Origin of the sequence: Nevskia sp., assembly GCF_051860985.1 — a bacterium.
Classification (GTDB): Bacteria; Pseudomonadota; Gammaproteobacteria; order Nevskiales; family Nevskiaceae; genus Nevskia.
Genome location: NZ_JBIMKV010000001.1, coordinates 181628 through 203892, shown reverse-complemented (window position 1 = coordinate 203892; position 22265 = coordinate 181628). Strand labels below are relative to the sequence as shown.

The 22265-nt window shown below is 68.2% G+C and carries 11 protein-coding genes and 1 other RNA gene; all 12 read right to left on the bottom strand.

The features are described from left to right. Window positions 1-47 precede the first annotated feature (47 nt). Window positions 48-371, bottom strand: coding sequence for a high-potential iron-sulfur protein (locus ACTIGJ_RS00895; RefSeq protein ID WP_439638386.1), 324 nt, complete (start codon window positions 369-371; stop codon window positions 48-50). A gap of 105 nt (window positions 372-476) precedes the next feature. After that, the gene (locus ACTIGJ_RS00890) at window positions 477-1337 is read right to left on the bottom strand and encodes an alpha/beta fold hydrolase (RefSeq protein WP_439638385.1); all 861 of its coding nucleotides are present in this window, start codon (window positions 1335-1337) and stop codon (window positions 477-479) included. A 30-nt stretch (window positions 1338-1367) separates the two neighbouring features. After that, complete coding sequence (locus ACTIGJ_RS00885; RefSeq protein ID WP_439638384.1) at window positions 1368-1772, bottom strand: VOC family protein; 405 nt, start codon at window positions 1770-1772, stop codon at window positions 1368-1370. 10 nt (window positions 1773-1782) lie between these two features. After that, a complete protein-coding gene (locus tag ACTIGJ_RS00880) occupies window positions 1783-2064 on the bottom strand; it encodes a phosphopantetheine-binding protein (protein ID WP_439638383.1) in 282 nt (93 codons plus the stop codon). Between the two features lie 31 nt (window positions 2065-2095). Next, the gene (locus ACTIGJ_RS00875) at window positions 2096-2872 is read right to left on the bottom strand and encodes a CatB-related O-acetyltransferase (RefSeq protein WP_439638382.1); all 777 of its coding nucleotides are present in this window, start codon (window positions 2870-2872) and stop codon (window positions 2096-2098) included. A gap of 19 nt (window positions 2873-2891) precedes the next feature. Beyond that, on the bottom strand, window positions 2892-3671 hold the full coding sequence (locus tag ACTIGJ_RS00870; protein ID WP_439638381.1) for a CatB-related O-acetyltransferase: 780 nt from the start codon (window positions 3669-3671) through the stop codon (window positions 2892-2894). A gap of 30 nt (window positions 3672-3701) precedes the next feature. Further along, on the bottom strand, window positions 3702-5300 hold the full coding sequence (locus tag ACTIGJ_RS00865) for an alkaline phosphatase family protein (protein WP_439638380.1): 1599 nt from the start codon (window positions 5298-5300) through the stop codon (window positions 3702-3704). 88 nt (window positions 5301-5388) lie between these two features. After that, window positions 5389-10302 (bottom strand): beta-ketoacyl synthase N-terminal-like domain-containing protein, encoded by a 4914-nt coding sequence (locus ACTIGJ_RS00860; protein WP_439638379.1) that lies wholly within the window; start codon window positions 10300-10302, stop codon window positions 5389-5391. Between the two features lie 35 nt (window positions 10303-10337). Then, window positions 10338-19703, bottom strand: a complete 9366-nt coding sequence (locus ACTIGJ_RS00855; protein ID WP_439638378.1) for an SDR family NAD(P)-dependent oxidoreductase — start codon at window positions 19701-19703, stop codon at window positions 10338-10340. Window positions 19704-19834: 131 nt separating this feature from the next. Continuing rightward, window positions 19835-20653, bottom strand: coding sequence for a sulfatase-like hydrolase/transferase (locus ACTIGJ_RS00850; RefSeq protein WP_439638377.1), 819 nt, complete (start codon window positions 20651-20653; stop codon window positions 19835-19837). 392 nt (window positions 20654-21045) lie between these two features. Further along, window positions 21046-21401, bottom strand: a transfer-messenger RNA (tmRNA) gene (gene ssrA, locus ACTIGJ_RS00845). A gap of 335 nt (window positions 21402-21736) precedes the next feature. Continuing rightward, on the bottom strand, window positions 21737-22231 hold the full coding sequence (gene smpB, locus ACTIGJ_RS00840; RefSeq protein WP_439638376.1) for an SsrA-binding protein SmpB: 495 nt from the start codon (window positions 22229-22231) through the stop codon (window positions 21737-21739). Window positions 22232-22265: the final 34 nt, after the last annotated feature.

The following is a 22265-nucleotide window of genomic DNA, read 5'->3' as shown; positions in this document are numbered from 1 at the left end:
AAGAAGCCCGGCGTGCCGGGCGGCACGCCGGGCTTCGGGCGCTGCGATCAGCCCTTCGGCGCGAACGCGGTGCACCAGCCCTTGGCCGACACCGCCTTGCCCGGGAAGATGCCGCAGGGACCGCTGGCAGCCCCGGCGGCGCCGGAGAACAGCGCGCACTTGGCGCAGGCGCTGCCGGGCTTGTAAGCCGGGTTCTTCACGGTGGAGGCATCGGCGACATAGCCAACGCCCTTGGCGGTCGGATCATCGGCGGTGACCAGCGGCAGGTCGGCAGCCTGGGCCTCGCGGCCGTGGAGGGCCACCGGCACGGCGGCGACGGCAGCGGCGAGCGTCAGAAAACGGCGACGCGACAGCGGGTTGCGATCAGTCATCGGAACGGCCTCTGAGAACGTGGAGGCCGAAGCTTATGAGCTTTCCTTGCGCGATGACGAAACGAGATTTGTTCTCATTTTACAAATTCTCGACATCATCGCCGCTCATGGCGCGGCGTCGGCCAGGCCGAAGAAGGGTCGCAGCCAGGCGAGCACCGGACCGGCATTGCTGATCGGAAAGAAGTGCCCGCCTTCCGCGACCAGACGGAACTCCGCAGCTGGCCGCAGGGCCTGCAGCGCGCGGCAGCTGGGCATCGAACGCGACCATTCGCCGTAGATCCACAGGCAGGGCATCGGCAGCGCGGCGATCGCCGGGCCGTCGATGCCGGGCATCACCACTTCCTGCAGCGCCGAGCTGCTGTCCATCAGCGCCACGAACTGCTTGGCGGTGCGCTGCGCGCCACGGCCCTCGCCGAACGGCGTGAACACGTCCTTGGCTTCCGAACCGCCGCCGCTGGTCTTCCAGCGCGCCAGCACGTCGAGAAACAGCAGGCCGACTTGCGGCTCGTTCTGCCAGTCGTGCCCGGAACGGCTGGCAACCTCGATCTCGAACGGCGACAGATGCGGCGAATCCGACAGCCGCTGGGTCGGCTGCAGCGCGTTGATCTTGGTGTCCATGACGACCAGCCGCTCGACCCGTTGCGGATGCAGCCCGGCGAACTCCAGGGCCACGCCGCCGCCGTAGCTGTGGCCGACCAGCAGGCAGCGCGCGATGCCGAGGTGGTCGAGCAACCCGGCCAGATCGGCTGCCGCATCGATCGCCCGGTAGCCGCTGGCCGGCATGCTGCTGTAGCCGTGGCCGCGCAGATCGAACAGGGTGATGCGGAAATGCTTCGACAGCGGCAGCGCGTACTGCAGGAACCAGAACGCGCGACTGGCGGCGAGGCCGTGCACGAACACCAGGTCCGGTCCTTCGCCCATCTGCTGGTAGGCGATGGTGACGTCGTTCAGCTGCACCTCAGCCATGCGGGCTCCGGATCGCGGTATTTGCGGATGTCATGCGTGGACGGCGGGCTGCAGCAGGTCCCAGGGATTGCCGTAGAGGTCGACGAACACGGCCACCGTGCCATAGGGCTCGTGCCGGGGCGCTTCGCGGAACTGCACGCCACGCGCCTGCATCCGTGCGTGGTCGCCAGCGAAGTCGTCGGTTTCCAGGAACAGGAACACCCGGCCGCCGGCCTGTCGCCCGAGCTGGGCGCGCTGGGCGTCGTCGCTGGCCCGCGCCAGCAACAGCGGCGTGCCGGCCGACGGATCGGCCGCCACCCGGACCCAGCGCTTGCCGCCGCCCAGCGGCGTGTCCTCGATCAGCGTGAAGCCGAGAACATCGGTGAACCAGGCGATCGCCTCGTCGTAGTCGGCAACCAGGTAGCTGATGGCCCCGAGACGGCGTGCCGCCGGCATGGCGCAGGCTTCAGACGAAGCCGACGAGGAAGTCCGCGATCTGCCCGATGCTCAGGTCGTCGACATAGCGGCCGTCCTTCATCAGCAGCTTGTCGAACGGGACCTTCTTCTTGGAAATGTCTTCCTCGATCGCGACCACCAGCTGGATGATGTCGATCGATTCGAAGCCGAGGTCGCCGAGCAGGCGCGTGTCGGCATTCATCCGGCCTTCGAATTCGTGATCCCAGTCCTGGGTGAAGTCCTCGAGCAGGACGATGAGTTGCTTGACGTAGGTGTCGTGCGCAGCGGACATGGCGGGCAGGGTCGGGGAGCGGTGGGCGGCGTCAGTACAGCGGGGCGGGCAAGGTTTCGAGATCGTAGCCGCTTGCCCCCGGACGTATCGAACAGGTGGCCGGAACCAGCCGTTCGAGACGGCCTTCGGCAAGCTGCTCCTCGAAGTAGGCGAGTGTGGCTTCGGTCTTCGAGAAATCGACCCGGTTCTTGTGTGGCGCGAGATCGTACAGCCACCACTGCAGCTGCAGGAAGCGTTCGATCAGCGGCTCGGCGAAGCGCATCCGCACGATCCGTGCCGGCGAGCCGACCACGATGGCGTAGTCCGGCACATCGCGGGTGACGCTGCTCTTGGCGCCAACCACCGCACCGTGGCCGATCCGCACGCCGCGCTTGATGAAGCTGCTGACGCCGACATAGGCCTCGTGGCCGATGGTGGTCTCGATCGGCATCGAATCCGCGTACGAAGGACCTTCCTGGGCATCCGGCGCCAGTCGCGCGAAGTCCTCGAAGCGGTACATGTTCGGCATGTACTTCGGCCGCGTGAAGGTGAACGGGTGCGAGCTGAACCAGTCCATCGGGTGCTCGGGCGGGCCGAGGATCGACGACTCGCCGATCTGCGCATAGCGGCCGATGTTGCAGCGGTAGGCGCTGCTGGTGCCGGCGGCGTTGAAATAGGTGAAGGCGCCGATCGAGCAGCCCTTCAGGCGATGGCCGTAGACGAAGGCCGGCCGCTCGAAGCGCAGCTCGATGCCGATCCGGCTGGGGCCTGAGTCGATCATCAGGCCGTGTTGCATCAGGTCGTGGGCCGTAAGGCCAGTGGCGGTCATGCCGGAATGGAGAGTGGAGTCAGTAGAGCGGGGCGGACAGCCGGGTCAGGCTGTAACCGGTGGCCGTGCTGGTGACGGCATAGGCTTCGGGCATCAGCTTGTCGAGCTGCCGGTCGGCGACCTTCTGTTCGAGCACGTCGAGCGTGCGCTCGGTGTCGGCCCAGTCGACCGCGCGCTTGATCGGGCCGATGTCGTAGTTCCACCAGGCCAGTTTCAGCAGCCGTTCGATCACCGGATCGGGATAGCGGTAGCGCAGCACCCGGGCCGGCGAGCCGGCGACGATCGCGTACGGCGGCACGTCGCGGGTGACCACGCTGCGTGCGCCGATCACGGCGCCAACGCCGACGGTGACGCCCCGGCGCACGAAACTGCCGGCGCCGACATAGGCCTCGTGGCCGATGACGGTCTCGATCGGCGATTCCGACTCCGCCCACGAAGGGCCGTCATCTTCCTCGGGCGAGATCCGCGCGAACTCCGGCATCTGGAACATCTTCGGCATGTGCGACGGCCGAGAGAACGCGAACGGATGGGTGCTGAACATCGTCATCGGATGTTCGGGCGGGCCGACGATGGTCGACTCGCCGACCTGCGAATAGCGGCCGAAGCGGGTGCGGTAGGCGCTGGCGAGGCCGGCGGCGTTGTAGAAGCCGTAGGCGCCCATCGAGCAGTTCTTCAGCCGATGGCCGTGGATCATCGCTGGCCGCTCGAAGCGGAAGTCATGGACCTTGTTGTTGCCCTCGTCGATGCAGACGCCCAGCGCCATCAGGTCGCTCGCCGACAAGCCTTCTCTGCGGTCCATGTCCGTTCTCGCCTCGCGCCGTGCCGCGACTTATTCCATGTACCCGAGCATCTGCAGCTGCTCGATGATCTGGCGCTTTTCCTCGTCGTCCATGTCTTCGGCCTTGGCCTTCTCGCCGCCGCCGACCGTGGCCTTGCCGATCTTCACCGGATGCTCGGCCAGCCAGTTGTCGGTGAAGAACGGCTCGGCCGCCTTTCCTTCGATGTCCTTCGGCACCGGCAGGCCGAGGCTGTAGAGCAGGGTCGGGCAGACGTCGCGGATGTCGAGACGGTCGACCAGACCACGGGCGGCGATGCCTTTGCCGTAGGCCATGAAGATGCCGTCCGGGTGGTGGGTGCCGGCCGGGCTCGGCCGCTTGATCACGACCGGCTTCAGGTTGCGGATCGACACGAAGCCGTTGTCGCGCAGCACCAGGGTCAGGTCGCAGGCGCGCTCCATGTGCTGGCCCGGGAACCATTCCTCGCGCTTGAGCACGTCGACGATCACCGGCTCGCCGTCGTCGTTGCGCAGCGTCTTCAGGTCTTCGATCAGCTTGTCGCGGAAGGCGATGTAGTCCTTCGGGTCGATGCCCGGCTCGCCCGGCTTGGTTGACTGGCGGATATGGATGCCGTTCGACGACGGCGTGCGGCAGTAGGCCGTGGTCTTCGACCAGTCGAGGTTAGCGAAGTCGCTGGCCTCGCGGCGGATCGCCTGCTCGGAGCCGTCGTTCTCGGCCCACTTCAGGTAGCCCAGTTCTTCGAGGAAAGCGTTGATGCGCAGGGTCTCGACCGTGGTGGTGAAGCCGTGGTCGGAGGCGAAGAACACCTGGCATTCCGGGCCCGCCATCGTCACCAGCCGCTCGATGTAGCGGTCGACGTTGGCGAAGTACTCGCGGCAGACGCCGCGCATGCGGTTGTAGAAGTCGCTGCGCTCAGCCGGCACCAGCGCCGGATCGACAAACTGCCAGGCCTGGTGCTGGATCTTGTCGGTGCCGTCGAACATCACCGCCATCAGGTCCGGCGCATCGTTCTGCAGGATGTACTCGGCAATCTTGAACCACTGCTCTTCGCGCGGCAGGTGGTAGCGCACCCACTGCTCCATGTCGTTGTCGTTGAGCACTTCCAGCGCCTGCTTCTCATTGTCGAAGTCCCAGGCCAGTTCCTTGGCATCGAAGCCCGGAATCGCTTCCTTCAGGCGCTCGAACAGACCTGGCGTGGAGTTGCGGCGCAGATGCTTGGCCGGAATGAAGCCCGGCACGATCGAGCCGTTGACCTCCTTCGGCGGCGGCGCGGTCAGCGGGAAGTTCAGCGCGGCGATCGACTTGCCCTGGCGGCTGGCGATCGACCAGATCATTTCCGAATCGACATCGCGCGAGTCGTACAGCGTCCAGTAGACCTCGCCGCCCTTGTCCTCGGCGCGGATGAAGTCGAACACGCCGTGCTGGCCGGGGCCGCGGCCGGTCATGATCGACGTCCAGGCCGGCGGCGTCAGCGGGTTCGGCGTCGACCGCAGGTTGGCGCGCGAGCCCTTGGCCATCAGTCCGGCGAGGAACGGCATGGTGACGCCTTCGCCGGGAAGGTCGCGGGTCATTTCGTCCAGCACGGTGAACGTGCAGCCGTCCATGCCGATGAAGAGGGTCTTGGTGGTCATCTGGGGTCTGCCTGAATCGTCTGGATGAAGTGCGGCTTGAAAAGGGTCGGTGCTGTCAGGTGCTGGCGAGGTGCCGCTAACGCAGGAACTAGGCCATCGCCGGGCGCGGCCCGCTGCTGGCCGGCAAGGGCCGCAGGGACAGCGCGAACAGCGTGTCGGCCTGCAGGTGCAGCGCGACCGGGTGATCGACGCCGCCATGCCGCACCAGCACGGCGCCGACCGGGGCCGATGCCTGCGGCAGGGCACCGTCGACGACCGCCCAGGCTGCCGGCTGGGTCTCGGCGCGCTGGCCGCTGGCGCCAGCAGCAGCGCGCTTGGCCGCGCCGAGCAGGGCGATGCCGCGCTGCGCGTCCGGGCCATCGGCGGCGGCGATGAAACGGCTGCGTTCGGCGGCCGACAGCGCCTGCGCCAGCGGATCATCGGCGGCGTTGCGGTCGAGCCGCCGGTAGTCGATGCCGACTGCCAGACCCGGCGCCGAGCAGGCGGCCAGCGCATCGCCGCCATCGGCGCTGACCGAGATCGACGGCAGCGCCGCGAGGCTGACGCCGGTGATCTGTCTCAGCTGCGGCTGGCCGGCGGCGTCATCGGCGAGCGAAATGTCCGCCGCGGCAACCGCAACGCCCAGTGTCTGCTGCAGCCAGATGCGCACGGCGTCCTTGGCTGCCACCCGGCCGAGCAGCCAGGTCTCGCGCTGCGGGCCGGTGACCGGCAGCGCGTACCAGTCCCGGCGCTCGTCGTCGTCGAGCACGAGATTGGCCAGCACCCGCTTCCAGATGCTGAAACCCTGGTCGAGGAAACCGTCGTCGAAGGCGGCGACCCGGCGGGCGACCACCCCGGCAGCGGCCAAGGTGTCGGCCTGCCAGGCCTCGCTCAGGAAGCCGGTCTGCGGCGCCATGCGGAACGCGTAGTAGCGCTCCGGCACGGTGAACTTGCGGTCCTCCCAATGGGTGGCGCGCATCAGCAGGCGGCCGGCGCCGTCGATCACGTCGAAGTGCGCTTCGATGCGCAGCGGATCAGTCATCCGCACATCGCAGCGGCAGACCACCGGCGTGCCGGCCGGCGGCATCGGCGCGTACTGGCGGAAGCTGCCGACGTGATACGGGAAGCAGTTGAAGCCCCAGGTGTAGCGTTCGGTCAACCAGTAGCCGACCACCTGGCCGGCGGCATCGAGCAGCGCCGGATCGGTGCGGAACTGTGGCCGCTGCGTGAAGCGGAAGTAGTCGTGGGTGGCGATCGTCACCATGTCGGCCTCGATCGCTTCGTCAGCCCAGCGGCGGATCGAGGTCACGCCCTGCAGCCGGGGGCCGTGGAACATGCCGCGGCTGTACAGCGTGCCGTCCGGATTGCTGCGCGTCGGCCGGCTGTCGGCCGCTGACCACGGCCGCACGGCCGGGGCCGACGGGAAGCCGGCTGCCAGCAGCGCGATCGCTTCGAACACCAGCACGCCGCCGGCCGGGCCACCGACGCCGGCCTGGAACAGACGCACCGCGACGCGCTCGATGCCGGGTTCCTCCGGCTTCGGCGCGCTGCGCTCGGCGACGATGCGCAGGTCCAGGGTGCCGCCATCGAGGCCGAGCCAGCGATGGCCGCGCGAGCTGTCGAGGCCAATGAACTGCAGTGCGTCGCCGGTCAGCAGGCAGGCCGCTTCGGCGACGATTTCCATGCTGAAGGTGAACGGGATGACGCTCAGCGCCAGCAGCTCGCCCTGCTGTGCGCTCGGCGCCGAACCGAGCGCGTGATCGCGCAGGAACAGGTCCGAGGCGAGGTCGTAGCGGCGTTCGCAGACGAGCCTGGCGCTGTCCTGCGACAGCACCCGGCCGAGCAGCGGATAGCGGTCGGGATCGGGGCGGGCGGGGTCGGCGCGTTCGGCTGCCGCCGGATCGGCCGGCGCCAGCGCGCCGGTCGCGAAGCCGTCGAGCACCCGGGCCTGGCTGTCGAGGAACTCCTGCATCAGCGCGAAGTGCGACTTCAGCGCTGCCAGGCGTGGATCAGCCGGCGCGACCGGCGCCGCCTGCGGCACGGCGACCGACGGCGCAGCAGCGGCCGGCCCGGCGGCCGGTGGGGCGCTGCCGGCCGGCGCGGGCGCGACGATCACCTTCGCTTCCGGCATCGGCCGCACATCGTCCGGCAGATGGATCAGCGGCATCTGCAGCTTGATCTTCGGCTTCACCTTCGGCGCGGCGCCGGGCGCGGCGCGCAGCGTCAGCGCCGGAATCTCGCGATGGCGGTACAGCTGCTGCGGATCGAAGCCGACGCCGAGCGCGAACAGCTGCGCCAGCGTCTGGTGCAGATGGGTGACGCCGGCCTTGCGTCGGCTGTTGGTGCTCAGCGACACGACGTCGTCGCGGTCGCGCAGGGTGTCTCCGATGAACGAGGTCAGGTTGCCGCTCGGGCCGACTTCGACGAACACCCGCACGCCGTCGGCATACAGCTGCTCGATCGTTTCGGTGAAGCGCACCGGGCTTTCCCACTGCTGGCAGGCCAGCTCGCGGATGTCGAGCGGGTCGTCCGGGAACGGACCGACGCTCTTGGCGCTGTACAGCACGGTGTTGCCGGGGCCGAAATCGAGATCGGCGTAGTACTCGCGGTAGGCGTCGGCGACCGGTGCGAACAGCGAGGTGTGATAAGCGCGGCCGAACGGCAGCTCGGCGCAGATGGCGCCGTCGGCGGCCAGCGTGTCCTTCAGGTCGGCGATGTCGAAGCGCGAGCCGAACAGCACCAGCTGGTTCGGGCAGTTGTCCATCGCGACCCGGATCGGGCTGTCATCGCTGCCGAACCGGCGCAGCAGTTCGCGGCGGGCGTCCGGCTTCAGGGCGCCGATGGTCAGCAGGCTGCCTTCGACGATGCGGCCCTCGCGGTCCAGCTCCCGGTAGATGCGGTTCAGATCGCGCACGGTGTCGGCGATCTCGTCGCGGCGCTCGTAGCGGCGCACGCCGGACGCGGTCAGCGCGGTGTTTTCACCGGTCGAGTGGCCGAGCATCGCATCCGGCCGGAAGCCCAGGTCTTCCAGCAGCGTGTACAGGCCGATCGACGCCGCGAACACGGATTCCGCCGCCACGTCCATTTCGTACAGCGCACCGTCGAGGCGCTCCCGGACGGCCGCGCTGATCGCGTTCGGCACCGGGAACACCACCGGCGAGCGGCGCAGGCCGTCGCGCTTGATCGAGGACTCGTCGATGAAATCGAACCACTCGCGCACCTGAGGGAAGTTCAGGCACAGGTCGGCCAGCATGCCGCTGTACTGCGCGCCTTCGCCGGGGAACACGAAGCAGACCTTGCCGGGCAGGCTGCCCCGGCCGTAGTGGACGCCGGCGCGGATCTTGAACGGCGCCGGATCGGGGCGGCCGAGCTTGGCCAGCGCCTGGTCGAGCTTGGTGGCCAGATCGGCGCTGTCGCTGGCGACGACCGCCAGCCGGTGTTCGCCGCGCGCATGCTGGCTGCTGGCCCGGGCAAGCATCGCCAGGCTCGGCCGCGCCGGGCCGCGTGCGTGGGCGATCAGCTGCTGGGCGAGGGTGGTCAGTTCGTCGACGCTGGCGGCGGCGAGCGTCACCAGTTCCGAATGTCCCGGCACGTGCAGCAGGCCGGCGCCGATCTTCTGCCGCTGGCTTTCCGGCGGCAGGTATTCCTCGAGGATGACGTGGGCGTTGATGCCGCCGAAGCCGAAGGCATTGACGCCGGCCCGGCGCGGATGCGGCCCGGCGTGAATCCACGGCCGCGCCTCGGTGTTGATGTAGAACGGCGTCTTCTCGATGTGCAGCTCGGGATCGACCTCGTCGCACAGCATCGGCGGCAGCACCTTGTGGTGCAGCGCCAGCGCGGTCTTGATCATCGAGGCGCTGCCGGAGGCCGGCAGGCAGTGCGAGATCATCGACTTCACCGAGCCGAGCGCGATGGTCGGCAGATCGCCGACTCTCGGCCCGAACAGCGTGGTCAGCGACTGGATCTCGGTCTTGTCGCCGACCCGGGTGCCGGTGCCGTGCGCTTCGACCAGGCCGATGGTCGCCGGATCGATGCCGCTGGATTCGTAGGCGCGCTTCAGCGCCAGCACTTCGCCTTCCAGGCGCGGCGTCAGCAGGCCCTTGGCCTTGCCGTCGCTGGCCGAGCCGATGCCCTTGATGACGGCATAGATGCGATCGCCGTCGGCCTCGGCCAGCGACAGCTTCTTCAGCACCAGCACGCCGACGCCTTCGCCGAGCAGGGTGCCGTCAGCGCCCTTCTGGAACGGCCGCAACTGGCCGTGGCTGAGCGCGCCGATCTGGCAGAACTGCATGTACAGCTGCGGCGGGCACTGCGCCTGCACACCGCCGGTGATCATCATGTCGCAGCGGCCGGAGTGGATCTCGCGCACCGCCAGTTCGATGGCGATCAGGCTCGAGGCGCAGGCGGCGTCGACGATGAAGTTCGGCCCCATCAGATCGAGCCGGTTGGCGATCAGGCCGGCGATCACGTTCGGCGTCAGCAGGCCGACCATCTCCGCGTTGTACGGCGGCAGCTGCTTCTTGAACTGCGCCTTCAGCTTGTCCAGTTCCGCAGCGGTCAGATCGGGCCGCAGGCCGCGGATCAGGTCCATCGTCTGATCCATGATCATGCCGTGCTGGACCATGGTCAGGATGCCGCGATTGGCGTAAGTGCCGCGGCCCAGGACGATGCCGATGCGCTCGCGGTTGAAGGCCTTGTTCAGATAGCCGGAATCGGCCAGCGCGTCGCGCGCGAAACGCAGCGCCAGCATGTGATCCGGCTCGCCGCCGTCGAGCGTGTTCGGCATCACGCCGAGTTCGCTCAGGTCGACTTCGGCGAGATCGCGCAGGAAGCCGCCGCGCGTCGTGTAGATGCGGTCGTTGGTCTTGGCGTCCGGATCGACGTACGGCCCGGCCCATTCCGGCCCGGCTTCCGCGACGGCATCGACGCCGTCGAGGATGTTCTGCCAGAACGTCGCGGCATCGCGGGCGCCGGCATAGGCGCCGGCCATGCCGATGATGGCGATGTCGAGCGGCGCGCTCACGCGGCGGTCGCCTGCCGTGCTGGCTGCCGAGGTGCTCAGGAGTTGCCCGCCAGTCGGTTGAGCGCTGCGCTCATCGTGCTTTCGGCGTCGATGAACGCCATCCGCAGCTGGCCGGCGCTGTCGATGAACTGCATGTCGTAGCGGACGCCGGATTCGTGGGCGGCCGGCTTCATGCGGATCGCCACCGTCATCGGGCCGGTGACCGGCTGGCTGCCATAGCGCACCACCTTGCCGAAGCTCGACGGCAGCGCCGTCTTGCCGTGCATGACCCGCGACCAGACCAGCACCAGCTGCGGGCCGCAGTCGACCAGGCCGAAGTCGAACAGCCAGCGGGTGCTGGCCGCCTCGGCGGTGCCGAGCATGCTGCCCGGCGAGGTCGCCACGACGGTGGCGTCGATGCCGGTCATCGACATCGACGCGACCTCGGTCACCAGCTGGAACTGCGGGCCGTGGAACAGGTGCTCGGCGTACATCCGCGTGGTGTTCATCGGCGCGCCGTCGGTCAGCGACGTGACCGCCACCTGCGGCGGCTCCGGCAGCTTCGGCAGCAGGATCACGCTGGCGCGGTAGTTCGGCGCCTTGCGGCCCTGCTCGAACAGTTCGATGGTCGCCGCCTGCGAGCCGGCGTCGGAATGGGTCGACGAGCGCGCCTTCAGCAGCAGCGTCTTTTCGGCGCCGTCATGGTCGAGCACGATGCCGGAGAACGCCCGCAGGTCGCGGATCTCGGCCACCGTCCACTCTGGCCAGGCGGCCTGCGCGAACTGGGCGATGTACTCCAGCGCCGTGGCGGCCGGCATCACCGGCTTGTTGTCGAGCCGGTGATCGCCGAGATACGGATCGGCGCGCAGGCTCAGGCTGTGCTCGTAGACCACCGCGCCGCCCGCACCCATGCGTACCGGTCGCGGGATCAGCGGCAGCGCGGTGCTGTCGGCGACGGCGGTGCTGTCGTCGATCGCCGGCGCGCCGCGATCCTGGTCCCAGGGACCTTCGCCCGCCACCAGCTCGACATCCTTGCGCGGCCCGAAAGCCAGTTCGTCCATGAACCAGCGGCGCCCGGCGGCAACCGGAATCGGCGTGATCTTGCGGGCCCGGAACGCATCGCGGACCTGTTGGCTGGCCATGCCGGCATCCCACGGACCCCAGTTTATCGAGATCACGCGCACGCCGTTCCACTGCCGGTGCAGCTGCCAGGCCAGGCGGTTCAGCGTTTCGTTGGCGGCGGCGTAGTCCGACTGGCCGGTGTTGCCGAAGCGGCCGGACACGCTGGTGAACAGCGCCAGCAGCTGCAGGCTGTCCGGGCGCAGCTTCTGGGCCAGGGTCCAGGCGCTGTCGACCTTGGTGTCGTAGACGCGGTCGAAGGAATCCGGCGTCTTGTCCGGAATCCGCTTGTCCTCGATGACGCCGGCGCCGTGGATCACCGCATCGATGCGGCCGTAGCGGGCGTAGATGGCATCGATCAGCGCGCCGAACGCGGCCGGATCTCGGACGTCGCAGGCGCGGTAGTCGACGGTCGCGCCGGCCTTGCTCAGCTTGGCGATGTTGCCGAGGATTTCGCGGTTGGCGAGCAGGCTCGACAGCTCGCGTGACAGCTCCACCGGCGTCGGCTTGCGGCCGGCGGCCAGCGCCTGGGCCAGCAGCGTCTTCTTGAGTTCGGCCTCGCCGACGATCGACGCGGTAGCCGGGCTTTCGATGCCCGGCAGCGCGCTGCGGCCGAGCAGCACCAGCCGCATGCCCGGACGCACCATCTGCTCGGCGATTTCGGCGGTGATGCCGCGGGCGCCGCCGCTGATCAGCACCACCCAGTCGCCGCTCGGGGTCAGGTGCGGTGCGAACGGGTGATCGGATACCGGCTCGGCGGCGTGCGTGTAGCCGTAGCGGACGCCGTCGACATAGCCGATCTCGGTGCGCGCATCGTCGGCCACCAGTTCGTCCATCAGCGCGTCGACGATCACCTGCGCCGAGGCATCGGCCGCGAAGTCGACCAGACGGGCGCGCAGGCTGGGGATTTCCTGGGTCGCGCAGTTGAACAGGCCGACGGCGGCGCCGGCCTGCGGCAGGCTGCTGCCTTCGGTCTCGCGGCCGAGGCTGCCGCCGAAGCGGCTGGCGGCCAGCGCCACCGACGGCCCGCGGCCGAGGTCGGCCATCGTCTGCTGCAGCAGCCAGAACAGCGCCTTGGCCTGCCGCGTGCTCTGCAGCTTCCAGGCAGCCAGCTCGCTGGTGTCGGCGCGGTCGAGCGTGGCCAGATGGACGATGCCGCTGACCTTGCCGTGCTGCTGGCGCAGGCCGTCTAGCGTGGCGGCCAGCGCTGCCGGATCACTGGCGGCCGTCACCGGAATCACCACCGCCTTGCCGCCGGCCTTGTCGAGACAGGCGGCCAGCAGATCGGCAACGCCGCCGTCATCGGCGGTCAGCAGGTACAGCCCGGCAATCGCCAGCTGCGCCTTCGGCAGCGGCACCCGGCGCGCGCGCGGCGCGTAGCGGGGAATGCTGTCGGCGCTGGCGCTCGGGCTGGCTGCCGCGACCGGGCCCGAGGCCACGCGGCCGCCGGACACCGCAGCCGTCGCCGCCGGGACCGGCGCCAGCGCCACGGCGCTGTCGAGAATGGCGCTCAGGCTGCGGCTGCGCGTGAAGCGCTCCATCGACGCCTGCATCGCATCGCTCTGCGCAGCCGGCAAGGCTTTCTGCAGCGCGCCGAGAATTTCCACGCGCTTGATCGAATCGATGCCGAGCTCGGCTTCCAGATCCTGATCAAGCCCGAGCATGTCGGTCGGGTAGCCGGTGCGCTCGGCGACGATGCCGAGCAGCAGCGCGGCAAGCGTGCTGCGGTCGAGCGTGGCCGCTACGGCGGCGGCGACCGCTGCCGGTGCAGCTGCCACCGCAACGGCGATTGGTGCTGCGACCGCAACCGGTGCCAGCGCGGCGGCCGCCGCGAGAATCGCGTTCAGCGAGCGGGCGCGGGTGAAGGTCTCCATGCCGGCCTGCATCGCGTCGGCCTGCACGGCCGGCAGCGCCTTCTGCAGCGCGCCGAGGATTTCCACGCGCTTGATCGAATCGATGCCGAGTTCGGCCTCCAGATCCTGGTCGAGCCCGAGCATGTCGGTCGGGTAGCCGGTGCGTTCGGCGACGATGCCGAGCAGCAGCGCCTGCATCGTCGTGCGGTCGAGGCCGGCTGCCGCCGGCGCCGCAGCCTGCGTTGCCACCGAGACCGCGACCGCCGTCGCCGGAGCCGCCGCCACGGGGGCGATCGCAGCCACGGCATCGAGAATCGCGTTCAGCGAGCGGGCGCGGGTGAAGCTTTCCATGCCAGCCTGCATGGCGTCGCCAGCCGCTGCCGGCAAAGCCTTCTGCAGCGCGCCGAGAATTTCCACGCGCTTGATCGAATCGATGCCGAGCTCGGCTTCCAGATCCTGATCGAGCCCGAGCATGTCGGTCGGGTAGCCGGTGCGTTCGGCAACGATGCCGAGCAGCAGCGCCTGCGCCAAGGTGCGATCGAAGGTGACAACCGGTGCCGCCGTCGACACCGCGACCGATACCGCCACCGGCGCGGCAGCGGTGACGCCGGCCGACGCTGGTACCAGCGCCATCGCGGCCTCGAGAATCGCGTTCAGCGAGCGGGCGCGGGTGAAGCTTTCCATGCCCGCCTGCATGGCTTCGCCAGCCGCCGCCGGCAGCGCCTTCTGCAGCGCGCCGAGAATCTCCACGCGCTTGATCGAATCGATACCGAGTTCGGCTTCCAGATCCTGGTCGAGCCCGAGCATGTCGGTCGGGTAGCCGGTGCGTTCGGCGACGATGCCGAGCAGCAGCGCCGACACCTGGGCGCGGTCGATCGCGGGCGCGGCATTGACGGTGACCGCCACCGCTACGGCGGCGGCTGGCGCGGCGCCAGGTGCCTCGGCGGTAGTCCCGGCAGCAGCCAGATCGGCCCGGGCGGTGTTGAGGATCGCGGTCAGCGAGCGGGCGCGGGTGTAGCGCTCCATGCCGGCCTGCATCGCCTCGCCAGCCGCAGCCGGCAAGGCCTTCTGGAAGGCGCCGAGAATCTCCACGCGCTTGATCGAATCGATGCCGAGCTCGGCTTCCAGGTCCTGGTCGAGCCCCAGCATGTCCTGCGGGTAGCCGGTGCGGTCGGCGACGATTTCGAGCAGCGCCGCTGCCGCGTCGAAGCGGACCGCCGCCGGCGCCGCGACGACTGCCGGCTTCACCGCCTCGACCCGCGCGGCAGCTGCTGGCTGAGCCATTGCCGGCGACGGCGTTGTCGCCACAGCTGGCAGCACCACTGGCGCGGCGGCGAGCACCGGTGCCGGCATCGGCGTCGGCAGGGCCGGCGCGACTGCACCGGCAGCTGCACCTCCGAGGTATTGCGACAGCACGCGCTCCTGCAGCTGCAGGAACTGGCGCATCGTCTGCTGGTAGGCGGCCAGCGCTTCCGAGCCGAGCGCGGGATTGGCGGCAAGTGCCGCACGCGGCGCAGCAGCGGACGCGGACGAAACCGGTGCCGCTGCAGCGGGCGCCTGCACGATGACGGTGCGGGCGGCCTTCAGCTTGGCCTGTTCGGCTGCCAGCGATTCGACGTCGTAGGCCGGCAGCGAGCCGGTACGGAACAGAGCGTCGTCCTGCGCGCGCGCACAACCGCCGCTGACCCACCAGGCGTGCTTGGGGATGACGTCGGGCTTCAGCAGCTCGGCGAGCTTGGACAGATCAAGCGGCTGGGGATCGCGACCGTCGAACAGACGGGCGAGGGCGACCGGCACGCCGGCCACCACCAGTTCGGCAAGGCCCAGCAGCAGACCGCGCAGGCCGCCGCCGTTGCCGTCAAGAGACACACAGATCGCGTCACGGCCGGCCAGCGTGGCGCGGGCCATGTTGGCGCAGGTGCCCTTCGGGCCGAGTTCGACGAACACCCGCACGCCATCGGCGTACATGGTTTCGATTTCGGTCACGAACTCGACGCTGTTCAGCAGGTGGCCATCGAGCACGCGCTTCACGCCGGCGGCATCGGCCGGGTAGGCCTTGCCGGTGGTGTTGGCGTACACGGCGTAGCGCGGTGCGCTGATCGCGCTGCCGGCGATCGCGGCTGACAGGCCGGTCTGGGCGCTGGCGACCAGTTCGGTGTGGAACGCACCCGACACTGCCAGTCGGGTGACGCGCACGCCGCTGGCTTCGAGCGCCTTGGCGGCCTGTTCGACGCCGGCCGCCGGGCCGGAAATCACTGCCTGCTCCGGCGCGTTGTGGTTGGCGATCTTGACGCCGGCGATGCCGGCAATCGCGGCAGCCACCACGTCGCGCTTGGCCTGGATCGCGGCCATCGCGCCCTTTTCGGAGGTTGCGGCGGCTTCGGCCATGCACTGGCCGCGCACGGCGGACAGCTTGAGGAAATCGCGAGCGGTCAGGGCGCCGGCCGCGTGCAGCGCGGCGTATTCGCCGTAGCTGTGGCCAGCGGCTGCGACCGCGCGCAGGCCGAGACGCTCGGCCAGCCGCGTGTAGCCCAGCGCCAGCGCGCCGATCGATGGCTGCGCGACGCGGGTATCGGTCAGCGCCTTCAGCTGGGCCCGTTCGGCCTCGGCATCGAAGGTGGCCGGCGGCAGGATGGTGCGCGACAGCAGCGCCGGGAATTCCGTGCGCAGCGTCAGATCGGCGAACTCCAGCGCGCTGCGCAGTTCATCGACATACAGCGCCGTCTCGCGGCCCATGTTGACGTACTGCGCGCCCTGGCCGGGGAACAGGAAGCCGAGCTGCGGCGGTGTGCCCGGCACGGTCTTCGAGTAGCGCACCGACTGCGGCAGCGGCCGGCCGTTGCCGGCGAGGCTGGCGATGGCGGCGTCGAGATCGGCCTGCAGGCCGGCGAAATCGCGCACCACCAGTGCCAGGCTGACCGGCGACCCGACCCGGCCTTCCGCCTGCCGGGCCAGCGCATGCGCGAGGTCGCGCAGCTTGAGGTTGCTGCCGGCCTTCAGTGCCGTGACGAAGCGGCCGAGATCGGCGGACAGCGTCGCCTCGTCCTTGGCGCGGAACACGAACAGCTCCTGCGGCCAGCGCGGGGCGCCGCTTGCGCCGCCGCTGCCGAAGCTGCCGCGATACTCCTCGAGCACCGCATGGAAATTGGTGCCACCGAAACCGAACGCCGATACGCCGCCCCGGCGCGGGTGATCCGGATGGGCGATCCACGGCCGTGCGTCCTTCAGCAGGTAGACCGGCGCGCTGGGGTCGGCAATGGTGTCGATCGGCTTCTCGACGCCGTAGTGCGCCGGAAGCGTGCGGTGGTACAGCGACAGCGCCACCTTGATCAGGCCGGACACGCCGGCGCTGGCCTTGGTGTGGCCGAGCAGGGTCTTGACCGAGCTGATCGCCACCGTCTTCGGCGCAGCACCTTCGGCTGCCAACGATTCGGTGATCGTGCGGGCTTCGGCCTTGTCGCCGACCGGCGTGCCGGTGCCGTGCGCCTCGGCCATGCCGAGCGTGGCCGGCGAAAAGCCGGCGCGTGCGTAGGCCCGCTTCAGCGCCAGCTTCTGGCCTTCCGGGCGCGGCGCGGTCAGGCCGAGCGCGCGGCCGTCGCTGGAGCCGGCGACCGACTTGATCACCGCATAGATGCGGTCACCGGCGGCTTCGGCGTCGGCGAGGCGCTTCAGCACCACCACGGCGAGGCCTTCGCTGATCGCGATGCCGTTGGCGTTCTGGTCGAAGGTCTTCGGCTTGCCGTCCGGCGACAGCGCCTGGGTCTTGGAGAAGCACAGGAAGCCGAACGGACTCTGCACGGTGTCGATGCCGCCGGCGATGGCGACATTGCTGCGGCCGGCTTCGAGTTCGTTGACGGCGATCGAGATCGCCGCCAGCGACGAGGCGCAGGCAGCATCGACGGTGAAGTTCAGGCCGCCGAAGTCCATGCGGTTGCTGACCCGGCCGGCGGCGACGTTCAGCAGCGTGCCGGCGAACGATTCCTCGGTCCATTCCGGCAGGCGTTCCCAGACCGTCTTGTCGTCGATGTCGACGAAGCGCGGCAGTTCGGCGCGCACCGCGTACTGGGTGCCGAGATCGCCGAGACCACCACCGGCGCCGAGCACGATGCTGGTGTTCTCGCGGTCGTAGTCGCCATCGGCCATGCCGGCGTCGGCGAGCGCGCGACGCGCAACTTCAAGCGTCAGCAGCTGCATCGGATCGATCGACTTCATCGACTTCGGCGGAATGCCGTAGGAAATCGGGTCGAAAGCCACTTCGTCGAGGAAGCCGCCCCAGCGCGAATAGACCTTGTCGCGCGCACGGCGGTCGGCGTCGAAGTACATCTTCCAGTCCCAGCGGTCCTTCGGCACTTCGCCGATCACGCAGACCTGGTCGAGGATGTTTTCCCAGTATTTGTCGGCCAGCGTCGCCTTCGGCAGCAGGGTGCCGAGGCCGACGATGGCGATGTCCGACGGCTTCGCTTCCTGCTTGCGGGCAGCCTTGGCGCCGGCCACCGCGTGCAGCATCGCCATGCCGCCCTCGGTGACTTCGTGATGCAGCGCGTCCAGCGTGATCACCTCGTCGCGCAGGGTCGCGATCTGGCCGATCATGAACATGCCGTCCTTGTACTGATCGGCTTCGCTGACTTCGACGATCTGGCCCGAAGCGTCGCGGTTCAGGCCCTTCGAGGCCACGCGCATGCGGCCCATGTTCATGTCTTCGAGGCGGTCGCGCAGTTCGTCCGCACCCACGCCTTCGCGCAGCAGTTCCTTGCGCGCGTTGCGGAATTCGCGGAAGAACGGGGTATCGACGCAACGCGTCGAGTGGCCGGGGCCAGTCTCGAAATTGACGGTCTTGTCGCAGCTGATCGCGGCGTCGCGGAAGCCCTTGACCACGGCTCCCGAATCGACGATTTCCCGCGTGAACAGGTAGGCCGTGCCCATGATGCAGCCGACCTTCATGCCGCGCGCTGCCAGCGGTGCCGCCAGCGCCGCGAGCATCGCGCCGCTGGCGGCGTTGTGGATGCCGCCGGCGAACAGGATGTGGTACCCGGCTTCGGTGCCCGGCTTCACGTCGGCCAGCAGCACTTCGATCATCTGCTCCCACAGCGGGAAGCTCGCCAGCGGGCCGATATGGCCGCCGCATTCGCGGCCTTCGAACACGAAGCGCTTGGCGCCCTGTTCGATGTACATGCGCAGCAGCGCCGGGGCCGGCGCATGGATGTAGGTGGGGATCCCTTCCTTCTCGAACAGCGCGGCCTGGTCGGGTCTGCCGCCGGCGATCAGCGCGTAGGTCGGCTTGCACTGCCAGACTGCGGCGATCTGCTCCTCGCGCAAGCTGTGCGGCACGAAGCCGAGCATGCCCACGCCCCAGGGCAGCTCGCTGCCGTCAGCCTGGGTCATCTTCGCCTTGGTCTGCTGGAGCATCTCCAGCACCTGCGGGCCGCGGTACAGCGCCAGCGCCAGGAACGGCAGCGCGCCGTTCTTCGACACCTGGTAAGCGAATTCGGGGGAATCCGAGACGCGGGTCATCGGACCCTGAGCAATCGGATAGGTGGTGCCGTGCGACTTTGCCAGCGCGCCGCCGGGTGCCATGAAGCCGGTCGCCACCGCCGAGCTGACGTGCTGGGTGCTGGCGCGGCGCACCGCCTGGATGAAGCGGCCGACGCTGCGGTACTGGCTGCGATAGGTCGCTGCCATGCCGATGCCCTGGCCGATCGGCAGGAACTGCTCGCCGCCGTTCCAGCCAAGGTTGGCCGTCAGCCGGGCGCGCCAGTCGGCGACCGCGAGATCACCGGCTTCCACCGCGTTGTTGTCGGCATCGGCAGCCTTCAGCTGCGCGGTTCCCGGCCGCGAGTAGACGCGGCAGGGCAGGTCGATCAGCTCGCCGAACAACCGTGTCTCGGCACCGTTCAGGCGCGCCAGCTCGTTCTGCTGCGTTTCCGGCAGCGGCGATTCGGCGAGCAGCAGCAGCTGGTCCTCGAAGACCACGCCGGCGGCGCCCATCGCCCGCAGCGCGGCGGCGCTGTGCACACCAATGCCGCCTTGCATGATCACCGGCAGCGCCGTCTTGCCGAGCAACTTCTGGGCAAGGATGTAGCTGGTGTCGGCACCGACCCAGCCGCCGGCCTCGTGGCCCTTGGCGACGATGCCGTGGTGGGCGAATGGCAACTGGCCGACGTGGGCGACATCGATGATTTCAGCCAGCACGCGATGCTGGCCTCCGGGCGCCAGCTGGGCCGCCAGCGACGCCTGCTGGGCCGGCGTGCCGGTGAAGATCAGGGTCAGCGGACGATCGCCGGCAGCCGACAGCAAGGCAGCGGCCAGCGCCGAGTGCCCGAGATCGACGCGAAGGCCGATCCTGGCATCGGTCGCCGTCAGCAGGCGCTCGAACGAGGCGGACGCGCGTTGGTCGTCGCGGCTGAATTCGAGGTCGAGCAGGCCGATTCCGCCGGCGCGGGCCGTTGCCACTGCAGTGCCCGGATGGGCTGCGTCAGCAGGCGCAAGCCCGAAAACATCGAAGCTATCGTGAACCACTGCCGCTCTCCCGTCTGACCCCGCACTCATCGACATCTTTCCCGCACCCGCCATGCTGTGACGGATCAGCGCTTCCGGCCTTCCAGGAACGGCACTTCGAGCACCTTCTCGTGAACGATCGGACCATGGCCGAAATAGCCGCCTTCCCCGAAGCATTCGCCATGGTCGGCGGTGATCACGAAATGGGTGCCGACCGGCGCTTTGGCGATCAGCGCATCGAGCACTTCGTCGACGTATTCCACGCAGCGGACCTGCTGCGTGTGCAGATCGCGCATCTGCTCGTCATCGAAGAACTTGTCTTCGGTTTCCTGGCCAAGGTTGTCGTCCATGCGCTTGAACACGCCGTGCACGCCGGAGATGTGCGGCATGTTCTTCGGGTCGAGCATGAACGGATAGTGCGTTTCGCCGAGGTTCAGGAAGTAGAACTGCGGCTCCGACTCGTCGAATTCGATCTGCTTGACCATGCCGGCGAAATCGTTGTGATTCGCCATCAGCTTGTAATCGTCGAAATGCTTGTTCAGGTGCGAGAACGGATTCAGCACGGGCAGCGACACCTTGGCCGACGTGCGGTAGCCGTTCTGCTGCAGCACGTGGGGCAGCGACAGCTGCGGCACGAAGCTCTTGAACGACAGGTCCTTGACGCCCAGGCGATCGACCCAGAGCGAGAAATCCTTCTTGTAGACCTCCGACGCGAACACGCCCTGCGGGCTTGTGTGCGGAATCATGCCCATCAGGTAGGTGTAGTGAGACGGGCTGGTCCACGACGCGAACGAGTAGCGCTTCGAGCCCTCCCCGATGCGATCCATGTGCGGCCGTTTGGCGCGCTGGTAGCTGTCGTAGCGGCAGCTGTCCATAACAATGAAAACAAGATTATTGGCGGTCATTAAATTACTTTAGCAAAAACGTCCGTTAAAAGGAAAATTATGACGATCGATACCGGCGGCCATCAAGTCCCCGGCGCAGGTTTTTGACCGGCATTTCGTTTGGCGTCCCGATAGGCAAAAGCAGCCATGGCAACGATTGCTCAGCTGCACGATACGGCGCGAATAGGGAATTCTGGTGACGGCGAGCAAGCCGATAAACCCAACAGAATCATTGTCGATTGGCCGATTTTCAGGTTCGGTATCTTGATAGTCGCGTTAGCAATAAGCGCACCATGACTGCCAGCGCGCGACGGAAATGTGACGGCAGGCCAGCCGGCATCCGGGTCCCGACGATCGGCCGCAATGGCGGCGGCCAAAACACGAAAGGCCGCACAAGGCGGCCTTCGCTGAAATGGTGGAGGTGGCGGGAATCGAACCCGCGTCCAACAACCTTCCGTTCTTCGATCTACATGCTTAGCCGGTCTTTGATTTTCATTGATCGCTCCCGGACAGGCACGGATCGCGCTCACCTATTCACTTTGGGTTTTAGCGTATCGGCAAGTGACCTGCCTTTATCGCGAGTTGATGAGAGTCGACGGCTGCTTCCGGGGCATCAACACCACCGGGGCAACCGCTCGCCGGGATTAGGCGGCGAGGGCGTAGTTAGCGTCGTTCGCAACTAGCTTGTTTGCTTTCAAGTTTTACGAGGAAGAAAGCACCTCGGCATGCACGTCGAGTTTCCAGTCACTGTCGAAACCATGTCACCCCCGTGTCGATAGACGATAGCACACTCGGTTTCCCGCCCCTCCCAGGCAGCGTCGCGCCGGTAGCCGTGGGCCGGCTGGGTGCCTACTCAAGCTGCTGTTTGGCATGACCGGCGGCAATCTGCTGCGCACACCCGCGCCGGAAAGTGAATTTCGGCAATCGGTCGGCGATAACCGCCTGTTTGACGCCTGAATCTGCAATCATGTTGGCCGTAAAGGCCTTGGTGACGGACGGTTCAATACGTAATCCGCGTCATGCTGGTGCAGTGCGGGCGTACGGTATTCCTGCAGCGCGGAGACGGCGGGCAGGCGCGGTGCAATGCTCGACGGCTGTGCGAACTCAGGCGTCGTGCCGCATGGCGCGGCCTTTCTCGCGCTGCCAGTCGCGCTCCTTTTCGGTGCTGCGCTTGTCGTGCAGCTTCTTGCCCTTGGCCAAGCCGATGTTCAGCTTCGCGCGCCCGTGGCTCCAGTGCAGATCCAGCGGCACGATGGTGTAGCCGGCGCGCTCAACCTTGCCGCGCAAGAGATCGATTTCCCGGCGGCTCAGCAGCAGCTTGCGGGTTCGTGTCGGGTCCGGCACGACATGCGTCGATGCCGACAACAGCGGATTGAAGTGGCCGCCAAGCAGCCAGGCCTCGCCATCCTTGATGATCACGTAGGCTTCGGTGATCTGCGCCTTGCCGACCCGCAGACTCTTGACCTCCCACCCCAGCAGCACGATGCCAGCTTCGAAACTGTCCTCGATGAAGTACTCGAAGCGCGCGCGCCGGTTCTGGGCGATATCGCGGTCGGCCGCTGCTTCCTTCTTCTTCCCGCTACGCTTGGGCTGGCTCATCGTCGAATTATAAGGAGGCAGCGTGAGGGTCGAC